This window comes from Streptomyces sp. NPDC032198, assembly GCF_040636975.1.
Lineage (GTDB): Bacteria > Actinomycetota > Actinomycetes > Streptomycetales > Streptomycetaceae > Streptomyces.
In genome coordinates this window covers 48,427-71,205 of the sequence record NZ_JBEZVL010000016.1, presented here as the reverse complement: position 1 = coordinate 71,205, position 22,779 = coordinate 48,427, and the positions used below count along the sequence as shown (strand labels likewise).

Sequence of the window (22,779 nt, the reverse complement as noted above, 5' to 3'; positions counted from 1 at the left end):
AGGCCCTTCGGGCATCCCTCCCTCCTGCCGTGGAGCACCCATGAGCATCAGCCATGCCCCGCCGGATTCCACATCCGACATTTCGGGAATATCCAAGTCCGACGACCCCGCCCAGGACGACGGGGACGCAAGAGACCTCACTGACACCAAGGGCGCCGAAGACGCCCGGCCGACCGCGCCCGAACTCGTCCCCCTTGTCCCGTCATCCACCCGCCGCACCCGCGTCCCCCGCTGGCTGCGCCGCACCTCCGGCCCCCTCGCACTTCTCGCCCTGTGGCAACTCCTCAGCTCCACAGGGGTGTTGACCCCGGACGTGCTCGCCTCGCCGGGGACCATCGCCGGCGTCGCCCGTGATCTCCTCGGCGACGGTTCGCTGGCCTCCGCCATGGGGGTCTCCCTGCAGCGGGTCGCGGTGGGGCTGCTGCTCGGCACGGTCGTCGGGACCGCGCTGGCGCTCGTCTCCGGACTCTTCCGAGTCGGCGAGGATCTCGTCGACGCCAGCGTGCAGATGCTGCGCACCGTGCCCTTCGTCGGGCTCATCCCCCTGTTCATCATCTGGTTCGGCATCGGCGAGGCGCCCAAGGTCGCCATCATCACGCTGGGCGTCTCCTTCCCGCTCTATCTGAACGTGTACGCGGGAATCCGCGGGGTCGACTCGCAGCTCATCGAGGCCGGCGAGTCCCTCGGGCTCTCGCGGTGGGGGCTCGTGCGGCACGTCATCCTGCCGGGCGCGCTGCCGAGTGCGATGACCGGCCTTCGGTACTCCCTGGGCATCGCCTGGCTCGCCCTCGTCTTCGCCGAACAGATCAACGCGGACTCCGGGATCGGCTTCCTGATGGTCCAGGCGCGTGACTTCCTGCGGACCGACGTGATCGTCGTCTGCCTGATCGTCTACGCCTTCCTCGGTCTCATCGCCGACTTCATCGTCCGCACCCTCGAAAGGCTGCTGCTGCAATGGCGACCGACGTTCACCGGCCGGTGACCCCCACCGGCCCCACGGCTACCGCCCCCGCGGCCGCCGCCCCGACGGAGCAGGCGCCACAGGCCTCCTCGGCCGTACGGGTGGCGGGGCTGACCCGCTCCTTCGACGGGCGTGCCGTCATCGACAGCCTCGACCTCGACGTGCGGCCGGGCGAGTTCGTGGCGCTGCTCGGGCGCAGCGGCTGCGGCAAGTCGACCCTGCTGCGCATCCTCGCCGGCCTCGACCGGGACATCGAGGGCACGGTCCTCGTGCCGCGCCGCAAGGCCGTCGCGTTCCAGGCGCCCCGGCTCATGCCCTGGAAGCGCGTGTGGCGCAACGTCCTGCTCGGGCTGCAGGGCAAGCCCGAACGCGTGGTCGCCGAGCGGGCGTTGGAGGAGGTCGGCCTCAAGCACCGTACGAACGCCTGGCCCAAGACGCTCTCCGGCGGCGAGGCCCAGCGCGCCTCGCTGGCCCGCGCCCTGGTACGCGAGCCCGATCTGCTGCTGCTCGACGAGCCGTTCGGCGCGCTCGACGCACTCACCCGCATCAAGGCCCAGCGTCTCGTCGACGAACTGTGGCAGCGGCGCGGCTGCGCCGTCCTGCTCGTCACGCACGACGTCGAGGAGGCCGTGCTCCTCGCCGACCGGGTGCTCGTCATGGACGACGGGGTCATCGCGTACGAGACGGAGATCGACCTGGACCGGCCGCGCGGCATCTCCGATCCGCGCTTCGGCGAGCTGCGTGCCGAGCTGCTGCAGCGCCTGGGCGTCGACGCGCCCGATCCCGCGGAAACCGCCGCGGCGTGAACTCCCCACCTGCCAACTCCCCCGTGCACAGCACGAACAGACCGAACGGACTCACCATGCGACGGCATCTCGCCGCCCCCGCCCTGCTCCTCCCCCTGGCCCTGCTGCTCACCGCCTGCTCGGGCGCCTCCTCCGCGAGCACCTCGTCCGCCGGCGCGGGAGGCGGCACCGACGGCCAGGGCTCGCTCACGCTCAACGTCGGTGACCAGAAGGGCGGTTCGGAGGCCGTGCTGCGCGCGGCCGGGGAACTCGACGACCTGAAGTACAAGATCCGCTGGTCCACCTTCACCTCCGGGCCTCCCCTCCTGGAGGCCGTGAACGCCAAGGCCGTGGACATCGGCGCGGTCGGCAACACGCCGCCCGTCTTCGCCGCCGGAGCCAACTCGAAGATCTCCGTGGTGGCCGCCTACCACGGCACCGCGTCGGGCGAGGCGATCCTCGTCCAGGACGGATCGCCCCTGAAGAAGACGGAGGACCTCAAGGGCAAGTCCGTTGCCGTGGCCCAGGGCTCGTCGGCGAACTACCAGCTCATCGCGTCTCTCAAGGAGGCGGGGCTCAGCCTCAAGGACGTCAAGGTCAAGTATCTGCAGCCGGCCGACGCGCTGGCCGCGTTCACCAGCGGCAAGGTGGACGCCTGGGCCGTCTGGGACCCGTACACCTCGCAGGTCCTGGAGAGCAAGAAGGGCCGTGTCCTGACGGACGGAGACGGCCTGGTGAACGGCCTCTCCTTCCAGGTGGCGGCGCCGGCCGCGCTCAAGGACAAGAAGAAGTCCGCGGCGGTCGCCGACTACCTCAAGCGGCTGCGCAGGGCCCAGGACTGGGTCTTCGACCACCCGGAGGCGTGGGCGAAGGTCTGGGCGAAGGACACCGGCCTGCCCTACGACGCCGCGCTCGCCGCCGTCAAGCGCAGCAACGGCACACGGGTCCCGGTGGCCGTGGACAAGAAGGTGATCACGTCCGAGCAGGCGATCGCGGACACCTTCACCGACCAGAAGCTCATTCCGCGCCGCGTCGAGTTCGGCGATTTCGTCGACACCCGCTTCAACGGCGACCTGCCGCCCTCGACCAGCAAGCCGCGCACGTACCGCAAGGAGTCCTGACGATGACCGTCCACCTCAACTGGTTCCTGCCGACCGGCGGCGACGGCCGCACCCTCGTCGACCGCCATGCCTACACCGACGGCGGCATCAAGCGCTCCCGGGTCACCCCGGTCAGCGGGGTGCGGGCCCCCGACATCGACTATCTGATCCAGATCGCCAAGGCCGCCGAGCAGTTGGGCTTCGAGGCGGTGCTGACCCCGACCGGCACTTGGTGCGAGGACGCCTGGCTGACGACGGTCGCGCTGGCCCAGCACACCGAGCGGCTGAAGTTCCTGGTGGCGTTCCGGCCCGGCGTCATCTCCCCCGTGCTTGCGGCGCAGATGGCGGCCACGTATCAGCGCATCACGCGCGGGCGCCTGCTCCTGAACGTCGTGACGGGCGGCGACTCGACCGAGCAGCGGCGCTTCGGCGACCATCTCGACCACGATCGCCGCTACGAGCGTACGGATGAGTTCCTGTCGGTCGTACGGGGAGTGTGGGGCGGCAAGCCCTTCGACTTCCGCGGCGAGCACTACGACGTGGAGGGCGGCCTGACCGCGCTGCCGCCGGACCCGCTGCCGGAGATCTTCTTCGGTGGTTCGTCGGCCGCGGCCGGGCCGGTCGCGGCGCGCCACACGGACGTCTATCTGACGTGGGGTGAGCCGCCGGAGCAGGTCAAGCAGAAGATCGACTGGATTCGCGGGCTCGCCGAGGAGCAGGGGCGCACGGTCCGGTTCGGCATCCGGCTGCACACCATCTCGCGTGATTCCGCCGCCGAGGCATGGGCCACCGCGCACCGGCTGCTCGACGACCTCGACCCGGACACCATCGCCGCCGCCCAGCAGGCGCTCGGCCGCAGCGAGTCCGTGGGCCAGCAGCGGATGCTCGCGCTGCACGGCGGTTCCCGCGACGACCTGGAGATCTCGCCCAACCTGTGGGCGGGCGTCGGTCTCGTACGGGGCGGCGCGGGCACCGCGCTCGTCGGCAGCCACGCGGACGTCGCCGACCGGATCGAGGAGTATCACGCGCTGGGCGTCGAGCACTTCGTCCTGTCGGGCTATCCGCATCTTGAGGAGGCGTACTGGTTCGGCGAAGGCGTGATCCCGGATCTGGCGGCGCGCGGCCTGCTGCCCCGGATTCCGGCGTCGCAGCTGGCCAAGGTGCCCGCGGCGAACGGCCGCCCGGCGTCCGCTCCGGGTGGCGCCCCGCTCCTGGTGGCGGGCGGGCGCTGACCCGCACGGCACAGGGCGGCGAGGCGGGAAGATCCCGGGCCCCGATGCAGTTAGTAGAAGCGTGAACGACATCGGGGCACGGGACGCGGCCGCACACGAAGCGGCACCAGAAGCGGCACAAGAGGTGGACGCAGTCGTCATAGGCGCCGGGCAGGCGGGCCTGTCCAGCGCCTATCACCTGCGCAGGGCCGGTTTCGAGCCGGACCGGGACTTCGTCGTCCTGGACCACTCGCCCCGGCCCGGCGGTGCGTGGCAGTTCCGCTGGCCCTCGCTCACGTACGGAAAAGTGCACGGGATGCACGCGCTGCCCGGCATGGAGCTGACCGGCGCCGATCCCGCGCGGCCCTCGTCGGAGGTCATCCAGGAGTACTTCGAGGAGTACGAGCAGCGCTTCGGCCTGCGGGTGCTCCGGCCCGTCGACGTGCACCAGGTGCGCGAGGGCGACGGCGGGCGGCTCCTGGTCGAGACGTCGGCCGGGGCCTGGGCCACGCGCACGCTGATCAACGCGACCGGCACCTGGGACCGGCCGTTCTGGCCGCGCTATCCGGGACAGGACACCTTCCGCGGGCGGCAGTTGCACACGGCCGTCTATCCCGGGCCCGAAGCGTTCAAGGGGCAGCGGGTGATCGTCGTGGGCGGCGGCGCCTCGGGCACACAGCATCTGATGGAGATCGCCCCATACGCCGCCGGGACCACCTGGGTCACCCGGCGTCCGCCCGTGTTCCGCGAGGGGCCGTTCGACGAGAACTGGGGGCGCTCGGCCGTGGCCATGGTCGAGGAGCGGGTGCGGCAGGGGCTCGCGCCGCAGAGCGTGGTGTCGGTGACCGGGCTGCCCGTCAACGACGCCATCCGGCAGGCACGGGCCGACGGCGTGCTCGACCGGCTGCCCATGTTCGACCGCATCACGCCGAGCGGCGTCGAGTGGGACGACGGGCGGCGCGTGGACGCCGACGTCATTCTGTGGGCCACCGGATTCCGGGCGGCGATCGAGCACTTGGCGCCGCTGCGGCTGCGCGAGGCGGGCGGCGGCATCCGCATCGAGGGCACTCGCGCCGCTGCCGACCCCCGCGTCCACCTGGTGGGCTACGGACCCTCGGCCAGCACCATCGGCGCGAACCGTGCGGGGCGGGCGGCGGTGCGGGACATCAAGCGGCTGCTGGAGGACGTGCCGGCCACGGCGTGACACGGGGGGGGCACGGCGTCCGAGGCCGGCACCATCCTGTTCTCGCTAGCTGTTCTCGCTCTTGTTCTTGTTGAACTCAGCCACGTGCTTCTGGTGTTCCTCGAAGTTCGACGTGAAGCGGGTGTCCCCCGGCTTCACGGTCACGAAGTACAGCCAGTCGCCCTGCGCCGGGCTGGTCGCCGCGCGCATGGCCGCCTCGCCGGGGTTGCCGATCGGGGTGGGCGGCAGACCCATGCGCGTGTACGTGTTGTAGGGGCTGTTGATCTTTGTGTCGCGGTCCCGGGTGTTCAGCGTGGAGCGGTTCAGGGCGTAGTTGATCGTCGAGTCCATCTGCAGCGGCATGCCCTGCTCGAGGCGGTTGTAGATGACCCGGGCCACCTTGCCCATGTCCGCCTTGGAGCCCGCCTCGGCCTCGATCACGCTGGCGATGGTGACGGTCTGGTAGATGTTCACGGCGTTGCGGTCTGCGCCCGCCGTGACCTGGCTCCCACTGAACTTCTTGGCGGCCGTGTTCACCATGTACGAGAGCACGGACTCGGGAGTCGACTTGTCGTTGATGGGATACGTCGCCGGGAAGAGGTAGCCCTCGGGGTTGCCGCGGGCGTCACGGGGGAGTTTGAGGTGCGCCTTGGGAAGGGCCTTCTTCGTGGTGCCCGCCGGCACACCGAGGGCTTTGTCGACGGCCCCGTACACCTGGCTCGTGCGCCAGCCTTCCGGGACGGTCAGCGATTCGGGGCCTCCGCTGTCATCGGGGAGCAGCAGCGGCACCGCCACGGCGGTGACCGCCGCGACGGCTCCGGTCGCGATCAGGGCGATCCGGCCCCGACGCGTCAGTCGAATCGTGCCCCGGCGCGGAGTCTTGGTCTGCAGCATGCAGTCACATTATCCCGCAAATGCAGACATACCGTGCATATCTTCATGTCGTCGGCTCCAGCTGGGCGTCCCTTCGGACCAGGGCGGCGTAACGGCCGTCCTTCTCCAGGAGCTCCTCGTGGGTGCCGCGCTCGGCGGTGCGCCCGGCGTCCAGGACCACGATCTGGTCGGCGCCGCGGACAGTGGAGAGCCGGTGGGCGATCGTGAGCGTCGTCCGGTCGGCGGACAGGGCGTCGATGGCTTCCTGCACGGCGTGCTCGGTGTGCGTGTCCAGGGCGCTGGTCGCCTCGTCCAGGATGAGCACGGGCGGATCGCGCAGGATCGTACGGGCGATGGCGAGGCGCTGCTTCTCGCCTCCGGAGAAGCGGTGACCGCGCTCGCCGACCACTGTGTCGTAACCGTCGGGCAGGGACGCGATGTGGTCGTGGATCTGGGCGGCGCCGGCGGCCGCGACCAGTTCCTCGTCGGTGGCGTCGGGCTTCGCGAAGCGCAGGTTCTCGGCGACCGAGGCGTGGAAGAGGTACGTCTCCTGGGAGACGACGCCGACCGCGCGGGCCAGCGTGTCGAAGTCCAGGTCGCGCACGTCGACGCCGTCGATCGTGACACGGCCGCCCGTGACGTCGTACAGCCGCGGCACCAGATAGCTGAGAGTCGACTTCCCCGAGCCGGTGGGGCCGACGACGGCCAGGCTGCCGCCGGCAGGGACGGTGATGTCGATGCCGTCGAGGATCGGACGGCTCCGGCCGTCGGCGTCGTAACGGAACTCGACGCCCTCCAGGCGGACTTCACCCTTGATCTGGTCCAGGCGCACCGGGCGCTCGGGCTCGGTGATGTCGATGGGCAGGTCCAGATACTCGAAGATGCGCTGGAAGAGCGCGAGCGAGGTCTGGATCTGCACGCCGGTGGAGAGCAGGCTCACGGTGGGCCGGAACAGGCCCTGCTGGAGCGAGACGAAGGCGACGAGCGTACCGATCGAGACCGTCGGGCCGCCCATCTGGAAGGCGAGGCCCGCGGTCCAGTAGATGACGGCGGGCATGGCGGCCATGACGATCGAGATGACGGCCATGCGCCAGCGACCCGCCATGTTCGAGCGGACCTCGAGGTCGACGAGCCGCTCCGACTCGTCGGCGAAGGACTTGGTGAGCGAGTCGGCGCGGCCCATCGTGCGGCCGAGCAGGATGCCGCTGACGGAGAGCGACTCGGTGACCGTCGCCGCCATCGCGGCCATCTGCTTCTGCCGCTCGGTGGCTATCTTCTTGCGCTCGCGGCCGACCCGGCGGCTGATCCACACGAAGACGGGCAGCAGGAGCAGCGACACGACGGTCAGGCGCCAGTCGAGGGCGAGCATCGCGACGATGGTGGCGATCACGCTGGTGAGGTTCGAGACCAGGGAGGTGGCGGTGGAGGTGACCGTCGCCTGCATGCCGCCGATGTCGCTGGCGATGCGGGACTGGACCTCTCCGGTGCGGGTCCTGGTGAAGAAGGCGAGCGACATGCTCTGCAGCCGCCCGTACACCGAGGTGCGCAGGTCGTGCATGACGCGCTGACCGACCGTCGTGCTGATCAGGGTCTGCAGGACGCCGAAGACGCTGGTGACGACCGCGCTCAGGATCATCCCCAGGGCGAGCAGGCTCAGCAGGCCCGTCCGGCCCTGCGGGATCGCGGTGTCGAGGATCTCCTTCAGCAGGAAGGGGGTCGCGACGGAGACCAGGGAGGCGGCGCCGACCAGCAGGCCGACGATCGCGAGGCGGGCGCGGTAGGGGCGGAAGAGGCGCAGGATGCGGCGGATCTGCCGCGGCTGTTCCTCTTGGCCGGGGGCCAGGGGCTGCGGTGTCCACTTGGGTTCGTCGTGAGGCATGGGCTCCTACGGGAGGTGAGACGACGATGACTGAGGGAGCATAGCTCACTGTTACCTATACTCACAATGCACAAGGTCCTGATAATGTTCCCGCATGACCACCCCGGACGCCGACGGACTGCTCGCCGAACAGCTGCTGCGGCTGAGCCGCAGGCTGCACCGCATCCAGAAGCGCCAACTGGTGCCGATGGGCATCACCCCGGCCCAGTCGCGCCTCCTGCGCACCCTCGTGCACTACGAGACGCCGCCCCGCATGGCCGATCTCGCCCAGCGGCTCGAAGTGGTCCCGCGCGCCGTGACGAGCCTGGTCGACGGCCTGGAGGCCAGTGATCTGGTGCGCCGCGTCCCCGATCCGACCAACCGCCGGGTGATCCGCATCGAGCTCACCGACGCGGGACGCAAGGCGCTGAAAGAGCTGCGCGGCGCGCGCCGGGCCGCCGCGGAGGACATCCTGGCTCCATTGGACGCCGCGCAGCGCGAGCAGCTGGGCGGCCTGCTGAACGCACTGTTCGACGTGCCGGACGTCCGTAGCTGCTGAGGAGAGCTCATGCCGTTCCTGGAGCCCAAGCCGGAAGCCCTGCGCCCCGCCGCGCGCCCGGAGGGCCCGGCGCACGACCGGGTGCCGGACCGGCGGTCCGGCGGCACCCCCGAGCCGCTGCGCTCGGAGCTGTCCGCCCTGCTCGGCGAGGACAAGGTCCTGACGAAGATCTCCGACCTCGTGCGGTACGCCTCCGATGCGAGCCCCTACCGTTTCGTGCCGCAGGTCGTGGTCGTCGCCGAGGACATCGACGACATCTCCGCCGTCCTGTCGTACGCGCACGGCAGGAGCCGCGAGGTCGTCTTCCGCGCGGCGGGCACCTCGCTCAACGGCCAGGCCCAGGGCGAGGACATCCTGGTCGACGTGCGCAAGCACTGGGCGGGTGTCGAGGTCATCGGCGACGGCGAGCGGGCCCGTATCGGTCCCGGGACGACCATCCTGCGGGCCAACGCCACGCTCGCCCGGCACGGGCGCGTGCTCGGGCCGGACCCGGCGAGCGCCATCGCCTGCACGATCGGCGGGGTCGTCGCGAACAACGCGTCCGGGATGACGGCGGGCACCACCCGCAACTCGTACCGGACGGTGGCCTCGCTCACCTTCGTCCTGCCGACGGGCACGGTGGTCGACACAGCGGCCCCGGACGCGGACGAACAGCTGGCGCACGCCGAACCTGCCCTGTGCGAGGGCCTGTTGGCGATCAAGGGGGAGATCGAGGCGGACCAAGAGCTCACCGCCCGCATCCGCGCCAAGTACGAGATCAAGAACACGAACGGCTACCGCCTTGACGCGTTCCTGGACGGCGTGACGCCCGTCGAGATCCTGCGCGGCCTGATGGTCGGCTCCGAGGGCACCTTCGGGTTCATCTCGGAGGTCGTCTTCGACACGCTTCCGCTGGACCGGCAGGTCACCACGGGCCTGCTGTTCTTCCCCTCCCTGCCGGCCGCGGCGGCGGCCGTCCCGCTGTTCAACGAGGCGGGCGCGCTGGCCGTGGAGCTGATGGACGGCAACACGTTGCGCGCCTCGACCAGCGTCGCGGGGGTGCCGGCCGACTGGGCGCGGCTGCCCAAGTCGACGGCCGCGCTCCTGGTGGAGTTCCGCGCACCGGACGAGGCCCGCCAGGAGGCGTACGAAGCGGCGGCCGCCAAGGTCGTCGAGGGGCTCGAACTCGTCACGCCGGTCGACTCGGTGACCAACGCCTTCACCCGCGACGCGAAGACGATCGGCGGCTACTGGAAGGCCCGCAAGGCCTTCGTGACGGCGGTCGGCGGCTCGCGGCCCTCCGGGACGACGCTGATCACCGAGGACTTCGCGGTGCCGCCGTCCCAGCTCGCCGAAGCCTGTGCGGCCCTGCTCGAACTGCAGACGCGGCACGGCTTCGACGCGGCCGTCGCCGGACATGCCGCGCACGGCAACCTGCACTTCCTGCTCGCCTTCGACGCGGGCCTGCCGTCGGACGTGGAGCGCTATGCCGCCTTCATGGACGAGTTCTGCCGGCTGACCGTCGAGCGCTTCGACGGCTCGCTCAAGGCCGAGCACGCGACAGGCCGCAACATCGCTCCGTTCCTGGAGCTCGAATGGGGTCCGAAGGCCACGGAGTTGATGTGGCGCACCAAGCAGGTCATCGACCCGGACGGCGTCCTCGCGCCGCGCATCGTCCTCGACCGCGACCCCAAGGCCCACCTCCGGGGCCTGAAGACGATCCCCAAGGTGGAGCTGATCGCGGACCCCTGCATCGAGTGCGGCTTCTGCGAACCGACCTGCCCCAGCGAGGACTTGACCACCACTCCGCGCCAGCGGATCGTGCTTCGCCGCGAGATGATGCGCCAGGCGCCCGGCTCCCCGGTCGAGGACGGCCTGGTCGAGGCGTACGGATACGACGCCGTGGATACCTGCGCCGGCGACTCGACCTGCAAGCTGGCCTGCCCGGTGGGCATCGACACGGGCGCCCTGATGAAGGACTTCCGGCACGCACGGCACTCGCCGCGCGAGGAGAAGGCCGCCGCCGTCGCCGCCAGGAACTTCAAGGCGGTCGAGGCCGCCGCACGGCTCGCGGTGGCCGCCTCGAGCCGGATCAGCGACCGGCTCCTGACCACGGTGACGCGCACCGCGCGCAAGGCCGTGCGCCCCGATCTGGTGCCCGAGTGGCTGCCGGACATCCCCGGCGCCGCCGCCCGCAGGCTGCCGCGCACCGCACGCGTGGGCGCCAGTGCCGTCTACTACCCGGCGTGCGTCAACCGCATCTTCGGGAGCCCGGGTGACCGCTCCCTGCCGGAGGCGGTCGTCGCCGTCTCCACGCGCGCCGGGAAGCCCGTGTGGATTCCGGACGATGTCGCGGGGACCTGCTGCGCGACGATCTGGCACTCCAAGGGGTACGACGAGGGCAACGCCGTGATGGCCAACCGCATCGTCGAGGCCGCCTGGGGCTGGACGGCGGGCGGCAGGCTGCCCCTGGTGGTGGACGCCTCGTCCTGCACGCTCGGCATCGCGCACGAGGTCGTGCCCTACCTCACCGCCGACAACCGGCAGTTGCACCGGGAGCTGACCGTCGTCGACTCCCTCGTCTGGGCAGCGGACGAGTTGCTCCCCCACCTGACCGTGCACCGCACGGTCGGCTCCGCCGTCCTGCACCCCACCTGTTCCATGAGCCATCTCGGCGACGAGGCCCAGCTTCGCGCTCTCGCCGAGGCCTGCGCGGACGAGGTGGTGGTCCCGGACGACGCGGGCTGCTGCGCCTTCGCCGGTGACCGCGGCATGCTGCACAAGGAGCTGACGGAGTCGGCCACCCGCAAGGAGGCGGCCGAAGTCACCGCACGCCCCTTCGACGCGCACCTCTCGGCGAACCGCATGTGCGAGGTCGGCATGGACCACGCCACAGGCCGCGCCTACTACTCCGTGCTCCTGGAGCTGGAGCGCGCGACGCGTCCATGAACGCCGGCGGTCATCTTCGGTAAAGGTCCTTCGGTAAAGGAAAGTCCAACTCCCTGGCCACTTCGGTCCCTTGCGCCACACCCATTCCCCCATCAGGGTGGCATCCGTTCCAGCGCAGGCACCCCAGCCACGGAGGTCCGATGCACGACGAGCACGCGATTGCGAACCCTGACGACTCCGCGACCCCTGACGACTCGGCCGGCGGCGCCTCCCGCCGTGCCGTGCTCCGCACCGCCGGCCTCGCCGGAGCCGGGCTCGGTCTCGGTGCCCTCTCCGGCGGTACGGCCCACGCCGACGCCCCGCAGGGCGCGCCCGCGGCCGCGGAGGCGCCGCCCCGCAAGGGCAAGACCATGGTCGGCGTACCGTTCGAGCGGCGTTCCACGGTGCGCGTCGGCATCGTGGGGCTCGGCAACCGCGGCGGCAGCATGATCGACCTGTTCCTCGCGATCCCCGGGGTGAAGGTCGTCGCGCTCTGCGACCCGGTCAAGGACAAGACGGCGGCCGCCGCGAAGAAGGTCACCGCCGCGGGCCAGCCCGCCCCGGCGACGTACACCAAGGGCGATCACGACTTCGAGAACCTGTGCAAGCGCGGGGACATCGACTTCGTGTACGTGGCGACGCCCTGGGACTGGCACTTCGACATGGCCAAGACGGCGATGCTGAACGGCAAGCACGTGGGCGTGGAGTGTCCCATCGCCCTCCAGCTCGATCAGCTGTGGGAGCTGGTCGATCTCTCCGAGCGGACCCGCAGACACTGCATGCAGCTGGAGAACTGCTGCTACGGCAAGAACGAGATGCGCGTCCTGCGCATGGCCCACGCGGGCAAGTTCGGCGACCTGCTGCACGGGGCGGGTGCCTACAACCACGACCTGCGCGGCCTGATGTTCGACCCGGACTACTACGAGGGTCCGTGGCGGCGCCTGTGGCACACGCGGCTGCGCGGCGACCTCTACCCCAACCACGGCTTCGGTCCGGTCTCCAACTACATGGACATCAACCGCGGCGACCGCGTCACGCACATCTCCAGCTTCGGCACGCCCGCCCTCGGACTTGCCGAGTACCGCAAGGCGCACATGCCCGCGGGCGACCCGAGCTGGAAGGAGACGTACATCGAGAGCGACCGCACGATCAGTCTCGTCCAGACGGCGAAGGGGCGGGTCATCCGCCTCGAACACGACGTCAGCACCCCGCACCCCTACTCCCGGATCAACAGCCTCGGCGGCACCAAGGGCGTCTTCGAGGACTACCCCGAGCGCATCTACATCGAGCCGGACCACACGAACGACGAGTGGGGCGACTTCGCCAAGTACGCGGACGAGTACGACCACTGGCTGTGGAAGGAGCACGCGAATCCGCCGGGCGGGCACGGCGGCATGGACTACATCATGATCTTCCGTCTGATGCAGACCATGCAGCTCGGCCTCGTACCGGACTTCGACGTCTACGACGCCGCGACCTGGACGTCGCCCGTCCCCCTGAGCCATCTGTCGATCAAGGCGAAGGGCGCGCCGCAGGCGATCCCCGACTTCACTCGCGGGCTGTGGAAGAAGGCCCGTCCGGGAGTGGACTCGGAGAAGCCGAAGGCGTGAGCGACTTGGGCCCGGCGGTGCCGTCCTGCGCGCCGCCGGGCTCCTTCGTCAGCGCCACGACCGCCACCGGCTCCGCCTGTTCCGGCACGAACGCGATCTCGCCGGAGAGGACCTTCTTCGCCTGAGCCGTGTCCAGTGCGCCTTCCCAGCGCGAGACCACGAAGACGGCGACGCAGTTGCCGAGCAGGTTCGTGGCGACGCGCATGGCGTCCATGATGCGGTCCACGCCGAGCAGCAGGGCGACCGCGCCCGCCGGGATGACCCCGAGCGCGGAGGCGGTCGCGGACAGGGCGAGGAACGCCGAACCGGGCACGCCCGCCATGCCCTTGCTGGTCAGCATCAGGACGAGGACGACCGTGAGCTGCTGGCCCAGGCTCAGGTCCACGCCCACGGCCTGCGCGATGAACAGCGTACCGACGGAGAGATAGATCGAGGCGCCGTCGAGGTTGAAGGAGTACCCCGTCGGCAGGACCAGACCCACCGCGTCGTCGCGGCAACCGGCCTGGCGCAGCTTCTGCATCATGCGCGGCATGACGGCCTCGCTGGAGGCGGTGCCGAGCGCGAGCAGCATCTCCTCGCGCGTGTAGCGGACGAACTTCCACAGGCTCAGGCCGGTCAGCACCTTCAGGGCGACCCCGAGCAGGACCAGGAAGATCAGGGCCACCGCGTAACAGACACCGATGAGCTTGCCGTAGGTCGACAGGGCGCCGAGCCCGTACTCCCCCACCAGGTGTGCGGTGGCGCCGAAGACGGCGAGCGGTGCCAGCTTCATGATGAAGCCGACGATCGCGAAGACCACCTCCTGGCCCTGCTCGATGGCGGGCAGGATCGCGGGGACCTTCGTGTTGCCCAGGTGCAGCAGGGCCGCGCCGACCAGGCAGGACAGGACGAGGACTTGGAGCAGCGAGTTCTCGGCGAAGGCGCCGATCGCACTGTCGGGCAGCGAGTGCAGGATGAACTCGCCGGTCGAGGGAAGCTCACCGCCGCCGGTCTTCGCGTCGACGGCCGACGCGTCGAGTGTGGCGGGGTCGACGTTCATGCCGGTGCCGGGGCTGACGAGGTTCCCGGCGACCAGGCCGACGACAAGGGCGACCGTGGTCGCGACCTCGAACCAGATGAGGGCCTTGATGCCGATGCGGCCGAAGGCCTTGAGGTCTCCGGCCTTGGTGATTCCGGCGACGACCACGCAGAAGACGAGCGGGGCGATCATCGCCTTGATGAGACGTACGAAGCCGTCGCCGAGCGGCTGGACGGCGGTGCCCGCGTCGGGCCACAGCCGTCCGACGAGGACTCCGAGCACCAACGCGCAGGCGACCTGCGCGAACAGTGAGGTTCGCAAGGTGCGTGCTACGCGTCGCGGGGACGGTACGGACTGCGGCACGGGCACTCCAGTGGTGAGACATCAACTGACTTCTGCCATACGGAAATTCCTTTCCGCGAGGCGCCACTATGGCGGAGTGCCCGCTTCCACAAAAGACCTACAGATCACATCGACGTAAATTTTGGATCTTGCTCCAAACTGAGCTCTGTGAGGTGGCTCAGCAGCGCAGCCGGTTCACTGTCAGGGCACCTTGCTCGGTGGCCAGCGTGCGGTCGTAGCAGCCGCCGTCGCCGTACACGCGGAAGCGCTCGCGGGAGGTGCCGACCGCGTGCCGGTCCTCGCGCGGGACGTTGGCGGTGTACGTCGCATCGCCCTCGTAGCGGTCGTCGGTCACCGAACGGGCCGTGCGCCGACCGGCGTTGGAGACGGCCGTCTCCGCGCGGTCGCCGAGGGCGATCTCCGTGCGCAGCCGGTCGCCCGCACCGAGTGTCGTCGTGCCGTCCATCGTGTACGTCCGGTCGGTGCGGGTCGCGCGTCCGTCCCGGGTGACCGTCTCGCGGTCGGTCCAGATGGCCTTGAGCGCGTCGGTGGACTCTCCCTCGGTCCAGCGGTGCACGGAGGTGTTGGCCAGCGCGCGGGTGACGGTCGTCTCGACGCGGCCGTGGGAGGTGTCGACGTATCCCGATACGCTCAGCCGGTGGCCGCCCTTGGTGTCGAGGCGATGCAGCCGCCCGGGCGAACCGGGCTTGTACGTGGCCTTGTTGGCCAGGTCGCCCGCCGTGTGGCCGGTCAGCTTGCCGGTGACGTGCTCGCGCTTCTCGTCCTGCCAGACCAGGACGTTGGCCGGGGTGTGCCAGCCGGTCGTCGCCTCCGGCCGGCCCGCGACGGACACCTCCACCTGGTGCGGGCGGCCGTCGTTGAGCAGCCCCGCGAAGGGTGTCAGGTCGTACTCGATGGGCTTGATGTCGAAGGCGCGCGGGCCGGGTATCACGTACCAGAGAAAGGGGTTGGACCAGCCGCCCGTCCACACCGTCGGGAACGGCGCGGCGATACCGGCGAGTTGGCCGTCGACCGTGACCTGCACCTCGCGGTAGGGCCCGCCCTCGGCCTTGCAGGAGTACGGAGCCGCGTCCGGGACCGTCAGGTACCAGTACTCCTCGCAGCCGCCGCCGGAGCCGGTCGCATAGACCTCGGCGACGATGCGCTCGCTGTTGCGCGGAGTGGTGAGGGTGGTGCTGTCACCGAGCGGCAGGACACGGTCCGGGGGCGCCTGCTTGTGCTGCGCGCCCTTCTCGGCCTTCTCGGCCTTTTCGGCTGCGTAGAACGTCAGGGTCGCCTTGACGTCGATGACGCCCGTGTACGTCTCGTTGACGACGTTCCCGATGAGCATCTCGACCTGCTGGTCGCGCCCGAGGGTCTCGCGGTAGCGCGTGACGTCCTTCTCCACGGACCACGCGATGCCGTCGGCGGACGGTTCGGGGGTGGAGGTACGGAAGACTTCGACACCGCCGATGCGGAGATATCCGAGGCGGTCGTACTGCCGCCCCTTGACCTTGCCGTCGAGGCGCAGGACCACCTTGCTCCAGTCACCGGCGCCGCACTTCCCGGGTGGCGCGTAGGCACCCTTGTAGGGCGTGAAGTCCCTGAACTGAGCCTCGGCCACGGTCACTTCGCACGACTTGGTGTGCGGCTTCGGGACGGGCGGGGCGGCCGTGACCGGGTCGTGCCAGTCGTTTCCGAACTCCGGCGGTGGCGTGTCGGCAGCGGCCGGGCCCGCACTGAAGAGTGCGCTCGCCGCGAGAGCGACCCCGGCGAGCATGGACATGACGCGTCTTCTCATGGGGGTGTTCTACGGGGAGCCGACGATCACCGCAATGCCCGGCTACGCCTTGAGGTTCGCCTTGTCGCCCATGAGCACCACCGGGTGCTGCTTCGGGTCGAGGTTCTTGAGGAGGTACTCCATGCCCTGCTTCGACAGGCTCACGCAGCCCGACGTGCCGCTGCCGTGGTCCATGTGCAGCCAGATGCTGCCGCCCTTGGACTGGCCCTGGGGGCGGGTCGGGTCGTTGGGCGGGGTGCCCTTGGCGCGGTTGTAGTCGATGGCGATGACGTAGTCGAAGTCGTGCCAATGCGACTTGGCCCAGTAGTGCGGGGCCTGCATCGACGCGCTCTGGGTGTACGGGAATCCGGCGCCCGGATCGGCGAGGACACCGCCCGCGTCGGTGAGCGTGTAGACGCCGACCGGGCTGCGCTTGTCGTTCTCGCGGTGGTCGGTCGTCCAGCCCTTCTTGCCGTTGTGCGCGGCCCAGCTGCGCGTCTTGTCCCATGTCGAGCCGGACTTCTCGTACAAGACGACCGTGGACTTCGCCGAGTCCTCGCCCTCTCCGTAGACCGCGACGACCTGCCGGGAGTTCTGGGGGATCTTGTTCTGCAGGCGGTCGCCCACGTCGGGGATGCGCTTGAGGTCGGTCGTCGCCTCGGCTCTCTTCGCCCGGTCCCCGCCCTCGTCGTTCTTCGCTCCGGCCTTCGTCCCGTCGTCCGAACTTCCGCAGGACGTCAGAAGAACACCGCAGGCCGCCAAGGCGGCCGCCGTTCGCACCGCACCGGCTATACGCATCCGTCCATGGTCGCATTCGGCTCGGGGAAGCCGTCCCGACGCCCGGCCGCAGGCCGAGAAGGGGCCGAATCTTTACTCTCCGACGGAAAATCGTTTGCTTCGCGCCACCGTCCGAGGCGAACCTTTCACGGCCTGTTACCGCCGCTCGATGTCAGGCGCCTCCGCCTTCGGAGCCGCTCCTCCACCCGCTCACCACCGTCCGTTCCCGCCGGCACGCTCCGCCGAACCGACGGTCTGTCTCTCCGACCCTGGGACGTCACTCGTCATGCAGATTCGCGATCTTCCGTTCACCGACCCGGGCATGCCGGATGCCCGCTCGGGCCCTCACTTCCTGCGCTGGCTCGGGCGGAACCAGCTCGGCGGCCAGCTGAAGTCGCTCGCCTGGGGCCTCCTGCACTTCGGCTCCATCGCGGTGCTCCCGTACCTGGTCGGCTTCGCCGTGCAGGCCGTGGTCGACCGCTCCGGCGGGCGGCTCGCCGTCGCGGGCGCGGTGATGGCGCTGTGCGGCATCGCCATCGCCCTGGGCGACACCATGCTGCACCGCACCGCGGTCACCAACTGGATCACCGCGGCCGCCCGCGTCCAGCAGCTCCTGGCCCGCAAGACGGCCCAGCTCGGCTCGGCGCTCACGCGGCGCGTCGCCGCCGGTGAGGTGGTCGCGGTCTCCACCGGTGACGTCGAGAAGATCGGCTGGTTCGTGGAGGCGGCCTCGCGGTTCGCCGCCGCCGCACTCACCGTCGTCCTCGTCTGCGTGGGCCTCGTCGTCTACCAGCCCGCGCTCGGCGTCGTCGTCGCGGTGGGGGTGCCGGTGCTCGCGCTCGCGGTGCTTCCGCTGCTGCCGCGCGCCACCCGGCGCGCCGACCACCAGCGCGAGAAGGCCGGGCGGGCGACCGAACTGGCCTCGGACACCGTGGCGGGGCTGCGGGTGCTGCGCGGCATCGGCGGCGAGGAGCTCTTCCTCGACCGCTACCGCCGTGCCTCGCAAGAGGTGCGTACGGCCGCTGTGCGCAGCGCCCGGATGTGGGCGGTGATCTCGGCGGTCCAGGTGCTGCTGCCCGGGCTGCTCCTGATCGTGGTCGTCTGGCACGGCGTGCACCTGGCCCGGGACGGCCGGATCACCATCGGTGAACTGGTCACCGTCTACAGCGCGGTCACGATGCTGACCTACCCCTTGCGGCACTTCGAGGAGATCGCGATGGCCTACAGCTTCTCGCGCCCCTCGGCCAAACGCGCCGCGCGAGTGCTCTCGCTCCAGCGCACGACGCATGCAGGCGACGAGCGGACGGCAAGTACCCAGCTTGCCGACGCCGAGATCCCCTCGGGTGATCTCTACGACCCGGCGACCGGGCTGCTCGCCCCCGCGGGCCGTCTCACCGCCGTCGTGTGCGGCGACCCGGACGAGGCGGGACGGCTCGCCGAACGACTCGGCGGGCACGCGGCGTTCGACGACGCGGAGGAGCTGCCGTCCGTGCTGCTCGGCGGCGTGGCGCTCGACGAGGCGCCGCTTTCCACCGCCCGCACCGCCGTGCTCGTCCAGGACAAGGACCCGGTGCTGCTCTCCGGCACGCTGCGCGGACTCCTCGACGTACCGGCATCGGGTGCGGTGAGTGCCGACGAGGCCCTGGATGCCGCGCAGTGCGCGGACGTCCTGGACGCCTTGGCGCAGGCCTCGGTGGGCGAGGCCCCGCTGGACGCCCACGTCACCGAGCGCGGACGGTCCCTGTCGGGCGGCCAGCGGCAACGGCTCGCGCTGGCCCGCTCGTTGATCACCGACCCCGGGGTCCTGGTGCTCGACGAGCCGACGTCCGCCGTCGACTCGCACACCGAGGCGCGGGTCGCCGACGGCATCAAGGGGCTGCGCAAGGGGCGTACGACCGTGGTCCTCACGTCGTCGCCGCTGCTCCTGGACCGGGCCGAGCGCGTGGTCTTCCTCCACGAGGGCGAGGTCGCGGCGGTGGGCGTGCACCGCGAACTGGTGCACAGCGAGCCGCGCTACCGGGCGGTCGTGACGCGGGAGACGGACGAGGAACGAGCACCGTCGGCGCCGAACGACACCGACGCCGACACCGACACCGACACCGACATCAGCACCATCGACATCGACATCGAGGAGACGGCATGATCGGCCTGGCGCCACCGGAGTACGACCCGGCGGCCCCGACCACCGCGGACACCCTGCCCGTGGGCGCGCCCGCGACGGTAGGAGCCTACGTACGCGAGCTGGTCAGGCGGCACCGCCGGGCCTTCGCCCTGCTCGTCACGGTCAACACCTGCGCCGTGATCGCCTCGATGGCCGGTCCCTACCTGCTGGGCGATCTGGTCGAGAACGTCACGGACAGCGCCCGTGACCTCCATCTGGGCCGCACCATCGGCCTGTTCACCATCGCGCTGCTCGTGCAGTCCTTCTTCGTCCACCAGGTACGGCTGCGCGGCGCGATGCTCGGTGAGCGGATGCTGGCCGATCTGCGCGAGGACTTCCTCGTGCGGTCGGTCGGGCTGCCGCCGGGTGTGCTGGAGCGGGCCGGGACGGGGGATCTGCTGTCCCGGATCACCACGGACGTCGACCGGCTCGCGAACGCCATGCGGGAAGCGGTGCCGCAGCTCGCGATCGGCGTCGTGTGGGCCGCGCTGCTGATCGGCGGCCTCGCCGTGACCGCGCCGCCGCTGGCTCCCGCCCTCCTCGTCGCGGTGCCGCTGCTCGTCGTCGGCTGCCGCTGGTACTTCAAGCGGGCGCCCTCCGCCTACCGTTCGGAGGCCGCCGGGTACGCCGCTGTCGCCGCCGCCCTCGCCGAGACCATCGACGCGGGACGCACGGTCGAGGCACACCGGCTCGGGGAGCGCCGCGTGCGGCTTTCGGAGCGTCGCATCAAGGAGTGGACGGCATGGGAACGGCACACGCTGTACCTGCGCTCCGTCCTCTTCCCAGTCATCACCTTCACGCACACCATCGTGCTGTGCTCCGTCCTGATGATCGGCGGCGTGTTCGTCCTGCAGGGCTGGATCGGTGTCGGCCAGCTGGCCACGGGCGCCCTGATCGCGCAGATGCTCGTCGATCCGCTGGGCATCATCCTGCGCTGGTACGACGAGCTGCAGGTCGCCCAGGTCTCGCTGGCCCGCCTGGTCGGCGTACGGGACATCGAACCGGACGCGGGCGACGCCTCCGTCACTCCCGACGGGCGCGACGTGCTCGCGGACGACGTGCACTTCGGCTACCGCGCGGGCGTCGACGTCCTGCGGGAGGTGTCACTCGCCGTCGAGCCGGGCTCGCGCGTCGCTCTGGTCGGCCCGTCCGGCGCGGGCAAGTCCACGCTCGGCAGGCTGCTCGCCGGGATCTACGCCCCGCGTGACGGCCGCGTGACGCTCGGCGGGGCGGAGCTTTCGGCCATGCCCGCCGAAGACGTCCGCACCCACGTCGCGCTGGTCAACCAGGAGCATCACGTCTTCGTGGGCTCCCTGCGCGACAACCTCCTGCTGGCAAGGACCGGGGCGCGGGACGCCGAGCTGTGGGCGGCGCTCGGCGCGGTCGACGCGGACGCCTGGGCACAGGCTCTCGGCGAGGGCCTGGACACCGAGGTGGGCTCGGGCGGCTTCGCCCTCACCCCTGCACAGGCCCAGCAGATCGCGCTGGCCCGCCTGGTGCTCGCCGACCCGCACACCCTGGTCCTCGACGAGGCGACCTCCCTCCTCGACCCGCGCGCGGCACGCCACCTGGAACGCTCCCTCGCGCGCGTCCTGGACGGCCGCACGGTCGTCGCCATCGCCCACCGGCTGCATACCGCGCACGACGCGGATGTCATCGCGGTGGTGGAGAACGGCCGGATCAGCGAGCTCGGCAGCCATGACGAGCTGGTGGGGGCGGGCGGTGCGTACGCGGCGCTCTGGCGGTCCTGGCATGGATGACATGACGACACGGAAGACGCGGATGGCATGAACGACGTGGGTGATGCCTCGCTCGGAACGAGCCCGAGCACGTCTGTAACGGGCCCGAGCACGTCTAGTTTCGTGCCCGGCGTATCGCATCAGGCGCTGCTGAGCCGCCTGTTGCCGGGCGAGGCGGTGTCCGGGCGCCCCGTGATCCAAGGGCAGTTCCACCACGTCGTGATCGGCTCGGACCGGGTGGTGCGCCTCGCCCGCACCGAGGCGGCAGCCGCCCGGCTGACCGGGCGGGCGGCCACACTGCGCGTGCTCGCCGGTCTCGACCTCGGCTTCCGCACCCCCGTACCCCTGATGACCGGCGGCGCTCTTGGCACGGACGAGCCGCCGTTCCTGGTGCTCAGCCGAGTCCCCGGAGCGCCCCTCGCGGTCGGCGTGCTCGACCGGCCCGGGGTGGCCGCGTCAGTGGCGGCGCAGTACGCCGAGCTCCTTGCCGCCCTCGCCGCGGCGGGCACCGACGCGGAGGTGCGGGCGGCGCTGCCGCTTGCGCCCGAGGGCGAGTGGCGGCGGTTCGCGGCGGACGTCCGCGCGGAGCTGTTCGCCCTCATGTCCGAGGCGGGGCGGCTGCGCGCCGAGCGGGAGCTCGCGGAGCTCGACGGCCTCCCTCATCTCACCGGGGCGGTGGTGCACGGGGACCTCGGCGGGGAGAACGTGCGGTGGGAGGACGCCGACGGACGGCCGCGGCTCATCGGAGTGATCGACTGGGACGAGGTCGCGCTCGGGGACCCGGCGGAGGACCTCGCGGCCATCGCCGCGAGCTACGGCGATGAGCTCCTGGACCGGGTCCTCGCGCGGGGCGGCCGGTCGGCGGCGGACGACGGGACGGCCGCGCGTGCCGCCACGATCCGCGGCACGTTCGCCCTGCAGCAGGCGCTGTCCGCGTATCGCGACGGTGACGGGGAGGAGCTGGCGGAGGGGCTGGCGGGATACGTATAGGGGTGCTCGCCCCGAGGTAGTACTGCCTGCCCGAGGTCTGAGGGCGGTGACCGCCCTCAGATGAAGTTGAGCGCCGCCGCGCCGCCCACTCCCCCGAGCAACATGAAGGCCGGCATCAGCACCTTCAGCTCGATCCAGCTGCCCGCACGGAAGCGCATCAGCTTCGGCGGTCCGACGGGGTACCAGCGCTTGCGGCCGATGGGGATGGGCCACAGGATCGGGCAGCCGGAGACCGTCAGCGCGTCCCCGATGTCGTGCACCAGGGCGCCGAGGACGATCGGCAGGCCCAGCCACAGGTACTCCTGGCCCGGCGCGGTGAACAGCCAGTCCGCGCCGTTCCCGGGCTTGTCCAGGATTCCCGCGAGGATCCAGGCGCTCGTCGCGGCGAGCAGCCACACCAGCACATCGCTGCTCGACCCGCGCGCGGCGCGCCACAGCAGGCCTTCGATGGCGAGCACCATATGGACGAAGAGCAGCGCGAGGACCGCCCAGCGCCCGCCGAAGATGGCGAGTGCGGACGCGCCCGCCCCGATGATGACGGCCCACAGCCAGGTGTGCGTGAGGGTGCGGTGCCCGCCGGCTCTGCGCGGGTCGCCCTGCTTGCGGGTGGCCTTGTAGACGGCGGCCGAGAGCTTGTCGACGATCTCGCACAGGCCCCGGGAGACGGGTCCGAAGGCCCGCGAGATGGTCGCCGACTTGTGGTCGAGGTCGGGTGCGAGCGCGGCACCGGCGCAGATCAGAGCTCCGACGAGAAGGACCGGCCAGGGCATCGTGTGACCCGCTGCCGCCGCTGCCGCTCCGACGCCGAGCCAGGCCGCGGCCCCCGACAGTGAGTGTGCCGGACCCATCATGGCTGTTGCCCGCCCCATTTCCGTTGTACTGACGCCCCGTTGGCGACACAGCGTAGCGTTCATGATCTTCGTCC

17 protein-coding genes are annotated in these 22,779 nt (G+C 70.8%); 11 read left to right on the top strand and 6 right to left on the bottom strand.

Annotated features, from left to right (window positions below; all coding sequences use genetic code 11):
- Positions 1-40 precede the first annotated feature (40 nt).
- From AB0E78_RS34890 to AB0E78_RS34870, 5 genes are all read left to right on the top strand, one after another.
- Positions 41-982 (top strand): ABC transporter permease, encoded by a 942-nt coding sequence (locus tag AB0E78_RS34890; protein ID WP_361841421.1) that lies wholly within the window; start codon positions 41-43, stop codon positions 980-982.
- Positions 955-1,767 carry an ABC transporter ATP-binding protein gene (locus tag AB0E78_RS34885; protein WP_361841418.1) on the top strand — a complete coding sequence of 271 codons (813 nt, stop codon included), beginning with the start codon at positions 955-957 and terminating at the stop codon, positions 1,765-1,767. The genes AB0E78_RS34890 and AB0E78_RS34885 overlap by 28 nt, the downstream gene beginning before the upstream one ends.
- 56 nt (positions 1,768-1,823) lie before the next feature.
- The gene (locus AB0E78_RS34880; RefSeq protein ID WP_361841415.1) at positions 1,824-2,867 is read left to right on the top strand and encodes an ABC transporter substrate-binding protein; all 1,044 of its coding nucleotides are present in this window, start codon (positions 1,824-1,826) and stop codon (positions 2,865-2,867) included.
- Positions 2,868-2,869: 2 nt separating this feature from the next.
- A complete protein-coding gene (locus tag AB0E78_RS34875; protein WP_361841412.1) occupies positions 2,870-4,078 on the top strand; it encodes an LLM class flavin-dependent oxidoreductase in 1,209 nt (402 codons plus the stop codon).
- Positions 4,079-4,139: 61 nt separating this feature from the next.
- Positions 4,140-5,261 (top strand): NAD(P)-binding domain-containing protein, encoded by a 1,122-nt coding sequence (locus AB0E78_RS34870; protein WP_361841410.1) that lies wholly within the window; start codon positions 4,140-4,142, stop codon positions 5,259-5,261.
- Positions 5,262-5,306: 45 nt separating this feature from the next.
- On the opposite strand, the gene mltG is transcribed toward AB0E78_RS34870, so the two are convergent.
- Positions 5,307-6,131, bottom strand: a complete 825-nt coding sequence (gene mltG / locus AB0E78_RS34865; RefSeq protein ID WP_361841807.1) for an endolytic transglycosylase MltG — start codon at positions 6,129-6,131, stop codon at positions 5,307-5,309.
- 46 nt (positions 6,132-6,177) lie between these two features.
- The gene (locus tag AB0E78_RS34860; protein ID WP_361841407.1) at positions 6,178-7,992 is read right to left on the bottom strand and encodes an ABC transporter ATP-binding protein; all 1,815 of its coding nucleotides are present in this window, start codon (positions 7,990-7,992) and stop codon (positions 6,178-6,180) included.
- A gap of 94 nt (positions 7,993-8,086) precedes the next feature.
- On the opposite strand from AB0E78_RS34860, the gene AB0E78_RS34855 reads away from it, so the two are divergent.
- The 3 genes from AB0E78_RS34855 to AB0E78_RS34845 all read left to right on the top strand — a co-directional run bounded on the left by AB0E78_RS34855 (position 8,087) and on the right by AB0E78_RS34845 (position 13,047).
- Positions 8,087-8,530 carry a MarR family transcriptional regulator gene (locus tag AB0E78_RS34855; protein ID WP_361841404.1) on the top strand — a complete coding sequence of 148 codons (444 nt, stop codon included), beginning with the start codon at positions 8,087-8,089 and terminating at the stop codon, positions 8,528-8,530.
- 9 nt (positions 8,531-8,539) lie between these two features.
- Positions 8,540-11,458, top strand: a complete 2,919-nt coding sequence (locus AB0E78_RS34850) for an FAD-binding and (Fe-S)-binding domain-containing protein (RefSeq protein WP_361841401.1) — start codon at positions 8,540-8,542, stop codon at positions 11,456-11,458.
- 140 nt (positions 11,459-11,598) lie between these two features.
- Positions 11,599-13,047, top strand: a complete 1,449-nt coding sequence (locus AB0E78_RS34845; RefSeq protein ID WP_361841398.1) for a Gfo/Idh/MocA family oxidoreductase — start codon at positions 11,599-11,601, stop codon at positions 13,045-13,047.
- Here the strand turns inward: AB0E78_RS34845 and AB0E78_RS34840 are convergent.
- The 3 genes from AB0E78_RS34840 to AB0E78_RS34830 all read right to left on the bottom strand — a co-directional run bounded on the left by AB0E78_RS34840 (position 12,986) and on the right by AB0E78_RS34830 (position 16,985).
- Positions 12,986-14,428, bottom strand: coding sequence for a cation:dicarboxylase symporter family transporter (locus AB0E78_RS34840; RefSeq protein ID WP_361841396.1), 1,443 nt, complete (start codon positions 14,426-14,428; stop codon positions 12,986-12,988). The genes AB0E78_RS34845 and AB0E78_RS34840 overlap by 62 nt on opposite strands.
- A 157-nt stretch (positions 14,429-14,585) precedes the next feature.
- Complete coding sequence (locus AB0E78_RS34835; RefSeq protein WP_361841393.1) at positions 14,586-16,208, bottom strand: peptide-N4-asparagine amidase; 1,623 nt, start codon at positions 16,206-16,208, stop codon at positions 14,586-14,588.
- 42 nt (positions 16,209-16,250) lie between these two features.
- The gene (locus tag AB0E78_RS34830; RefSeq protein ID WP_361841392.1) at positions 16,251-16,985 is read right to left on the bottom strand and encodes a L,D-transpeptidase family protein; all 735 of its coding nucleotides are present in this window, start codon (positions 16,983-16,985) and stop codon (positions 16,251-16,253) included.
- A 265-nt stretch (positions 16,986-17,250) separates the two neighbouring features.
- On the opposite strand from AB0E78_RS34830, the gene AB0E78_RS34825 reads away from it, so the two are divergent.
- From AB0E78_RS34825 to vph, 3 genes are all read left to right on the top strand, one after another.
- Positions 17,251-19,107, top strand: coding sequence for an ABC transporter ATP-binding protein (locus AB0E78_RS34825; RefSeq protein ID WP_361841389.1), 1,857 nt, complete (start codon positions 17,251-17,253; stop codon positions 19,105-19,107).
- Positions 19,104-20,885, top strand: a complete 1,782-nt coding sequence (locus AB0E78_RS34820) for an ABC transporter ATP-binding protein (protein ID WP_361841387.1) — start codon at positions 19,104-19,106, stop codon at positions 20,883-20,885. Before AB0E78_RS34825 ends, AB0E78_RS34820 begins: the two co-directional genes overlap by 4 nt.
- A 102-nt stretch (positions 20,886-20,987) precedes the next feature.
- Positions 20,988-21,854: a viomycin phosphotransferase gene (gene vph / locus AB0E78_RS34815; RefSeq protein ID WP_361841385.1), complete on the top strand. Its 867-nt coding sequence runs from the start codon at positions 20,988-20,990 to the stop codon at positions 21,852-21,854.
- Positions 21,855-21,910: 56 nt separating this feature from the next.
- Here the strand turns inward: vph and AB0E78_RS34810 are convergent, their stop codons facing one another.
- Complete coding sequence (locus AB0E78_RS34810) at positions 21,911-22,705, bottom strand: metal-dependent hydrolase (RefSeq protein WP_361841382.1); 795 nt, start codon at positions 22,703-22,705, stop codon at positions 21,911-21,913.
- Positions 22,706-22,779: the final 74 nt, after the last annotated feature.